The sequence below is a fragment of the Methylobacterium sp. WL103 genome (assembly GCF_008039885.1).
GTDB classification, from domain to species: Bacteria; Pseudomonadota; Alphaproteobacteria; order Rhizobiales; family Beijerinckiaceae; genus Methylobacterium; species Methylobacterium cerastii.
On the sequence record NZ_VRUX01000511.1, the window covers coordinates 1 to 3,089 of the forward strand.

A 3,089-nucleotide genomic window follows, 5' to 3' on the forward strand; every position below is an offset into this window, starting at 1 on the left:
CGCCGAAGCCCGGCGCGAAGCCGGCCCCGGCCGGCACCACGGCCGCCCCCGCCGCCGAATAGTCCATGGCCTAAACCGATCGCGCCTCGGCGGCGCGATCGGATCGAAGGCGACCGCGGATCACGTGATCAGGTCTCAATCGACCAAAGCGGCGTAGGTCAGCACCCGCAGTTCCTTGCGGATCGGCAGCGCCGACGACGGGACGAGCTGCGTCAGCAGCACCACGGCGAGGTCCTCGGCCGGGTCGATCCAGAACGCGGTCGAGGCCATGCCGCCCCAGGCGACCTCGCCGGGCGTGCCGACGATCTGGGCCTTGGCCGGATCGAGCATCACCGAGAAGCCGAGCCCGAAGCCGATACCGTGGTAGGACGACTCGGCGAAACGCGGCGTACCGATTGCCGCGAGGTCGCCGGGCAGGTGGTTCATGCTCATCAGCTCGACCGTCTTGCGTCCGAGCAGGCGCACGCCGTCGAGTTCGCCTTTGTTCAGGATGAACCGGCAGAAGCGCATGTAGTCCGAGGCCGTCGAGACGAGGCCGCCGCCGCCGCCCGCGATCGCCGGCGGCTTGGCGAAGGTGGTCTCGACCGCGTCGTCGTAGAGCGTGAGCGTGCGGCTGCGATCGTAGACGTAGTTCGCCGCGAACCGACCGAGGTTGTCGGGACGCACGAAGAAGTCGGTGTCGACCATGCCGAGCGGCGCGATCACGGCCTCGCGCAGGTAATCCGCGAAGTCGCGCCCCGAGACGACGGCCACGAGGTGACCGAGCACGTCCGTCGAGACGCTGTAGTTCCAGGCTTCCCCCGGCTGCGACAGCAGCGGGAGCGAAGCCACCGTGGCCACCACCTCGGCGAGGCTCGCATCCGGCCGCAGGAAGTCGGCGCCCTGCTGGCGGTAGAGCGCGTCGACCAGGGTCGATTCCATGAAGCCGTAGGTCAGGCCGCCGGTGTGGGTGAGCAGGTCGCGGATGGTGATCGGGCGGCGGGCCGGCTCGGTCTCGAGCTTGGCGCGGTTGCCGCCGGTCGCGACCCGCATCTCGGAGAATTCCGGCAGGAAGCGCGAGACCGGGTCGTCGAGCTGGAAGCGGCCCTCCTCGTAGAGCTGCATCACCGCGACTGAGGTCAGCGGCTTCGTCATCGAGTAGATGCGCGTCACCGTATCGGCCGTGAACGGCGTCTTGCGGGCGAGGTCGGCGAGGCCGTGGGCGCGCCGGAACACCGTGCGCCCGCGCCGCGCCACGCTCACCGACAGCCCGGCGAGCTTGCCCTGCTCGACGAGGTCTCGCATCCAGCCGTCGATCCGCTCCAGGCGGCCGGGGTCCACGCCCACCTCCTGCGGCCTGCCGTCGATCGCATCGCTCATGCCGTGCTCCTTGGCCGCCCCTCGGCTCCCGACGCCCGATGTAGCGGTCGCCGCGCGGCGGCGCAGCTCTCTAACCGGCTGAAACGCATCACCAGCCCATGCTTCCCGGCCCGCCCTTGAACGGGCCGACGACGCCGGGGGTGATCCAACCGCCGTAGAACCCGCCCGGCTGCGGCTCCGCTCGGATACCGCCGACGAAGCAGGCCTCCATCGGGCCGGCATAGAAGGCGACGTAGCCGGCGATCGCACGGAAGCCCGGCGTCGGATCGGGATAGGCCCAAGCTGCTCCCGGGATCGTCGCGCCAGGGGTCGTCGCGCCAGGGGTCGTCGCGCCAGGGGTCGTCGCGCCGCCCGCCAGAACGTCGAACAGCACGGCGCGTCCCTTCCACTCGCAGATCCCGGCCCGGCGCGCCGGCCCGAGCACGCCCGCGGCGACGTCGCCCGGCGGGAAGTAGTAGGTCGGCGGATGGCTGGTCTCCAGCACGCGGAAGCCCGCCCGCGTCTCGGCGATGGTGCGGCCGGCCAGCACGACCTTCAGGGTCGCGGCGACCGGTTCGAGCCGGGGCGGGCGGGGATAGTCCCACACGCTCTCCTCGCCGGGCTTCGTCGGGGCTGGGGTAAGATGCATCGCGTCGTCCTCCGTTCGTCGTCCCCGAGAGATAGGGCGGCGCGACAATGCGTTTGCCGCAGGCGCGCGACATGCTAGCCCCGAACGGACATTGGAGCGCCGACGTTGGACACACCGATCGCCCTCTTCCTCGATTTCGACGGCACGCTGGTCGAGATCGCGCCACGGCCCGACCTCGTTCGCGTAGAGCCGGACCTGGTGCCGATGCTGCAGGCGCTCCATGCGCGGCTGGACGGGGCGCTGGCGATCGTCACCGGTCGCCCGGTCTCGGTGATCGACGCCTTCCTCGCGCCCGCCGCCTTCGACGTCGCCGGCCTGCACGGGGTCGAGCGCCGGGTCGACGGCGTCCTCACCGGCGGCAGCCCGGACGACCATCCGGAATTGCGCGCACGCATGTCCCGGCTCCGGGCCATGGTCGCCGACCTCGACGCGGTGCTGATCGAGGACAAGGGCGCCTCGGTCGCCGTGCACTGGCGTCTGGCGACGCCGGCGGACGCCGAGCGGGCGGAGGAGGCGGTCACCGCGATCGCCGCCGAGCTGGCGGGCGGCTACCGGCTCCAGCTTGGCAAGGCGGTCGGCGAGATCGTGCCGGCCTCGGCCACCAAGGCGCACGCGATCCGCGCCTTCCTCGAGAACGCCCCCTATGCCGGCCGCCGCGCGGTGTTCCTCGGCGACGACCGCACCGACGAGATCGCCTTCGCCAGCGTCGCGGCGTATGGCGGCCTCGGCATCCGGATCGGACCGGGCGAGACCGCGGCAGAACGGCGCCTGCCCGGCCCGGACGCGGTGCGGGCCTTGCTAGGCGGCTGGGCGGCGGGCGGGACCATCGATCTGGACGCGCTGCCGGCGGCCTGAGCCGCGCCGGCGACTCCCTCGGATAGGCAGCGACGCGTCGGCCGGGACGGCCCCGCGTCGATCGGGAAAGGGTACCGCATGTTCGCGTTTCCGGTCCTCGTCGGCGACATCGGCGGCACGAACGCCCGCTTCGGGGTGGTCGAGTCGAAGGGCGCGGCGCCGCGCCTGCTCTCGCACGAGGCGACGGCGGGCCACCCCGATCCGTCGAGCGCGATCCGCGCGGCCCTGGCCAAGGACGGGCAAGGGG

The 3,089-nt window shown here is 72.3% G+C and carries 4 protein-coding genes; 2 read left to right on the forward strand and 2 right to left on the reverse strand.

The features are described from left to right. Positions 1–135 precede the first annotated feature (135 nt). Both FV222_RS21470 and FV222_RS21475 read right to left on the reverse strand, forming a co-directional pair. The gene (locus tag FV222_RS21470) at positions 136–1,359 is read right to left on the reverse strand and encodes a serine hydrolase domain-containing protein (protein WP_147815597.1); all 1,224 of its coding nucleotides are present in this window, start codon (positions 1,357–1,359) and stop codon (positions 136–138) included. 88 nt (positions 1,360–1,447) lie between these two features. Next, the gene (locus FV222_RS21475; RefSeq protein ID WP_147815598.1) at positions 1,448–1,987 is read right to left on the reverse strand and encodes a DUF427 domain-containing protein; all 540 of its coding nucleotides are present in this window, start codon (positions 1,985–1,987) and stop codon (positions 1,448–1,450) included. A gap of 105 nt (positions 1,988–2,092) precedes the next feature. On the opposite strand from FV222_RS21475, the gene otsB reads away from it, so the two are divergent. Both otsB and FV222_RS21485 read left to right on the forward strand, forming a co-directional pair. Continuing rightward, on the forward strand, positions 2,093–2,842 hold the full coding sequence (otsB, locus tag FV222_RS21480; protein ID WP_147815599.1) for a trehalose-phosphatase: 750 nt from the start codon (positions 2,093–2,095) through the stop codon (positions 2,840–2,842). 78 nt (positions 2,843–2,920) lie between these two features. Continuing rightward, the coding region (locus FV222_RS21485) for a glucokinase (protein ID WP_187277410.1) at positions 2,921–3,089 on the forward strand (169 nt) is incomplete at its 3' end.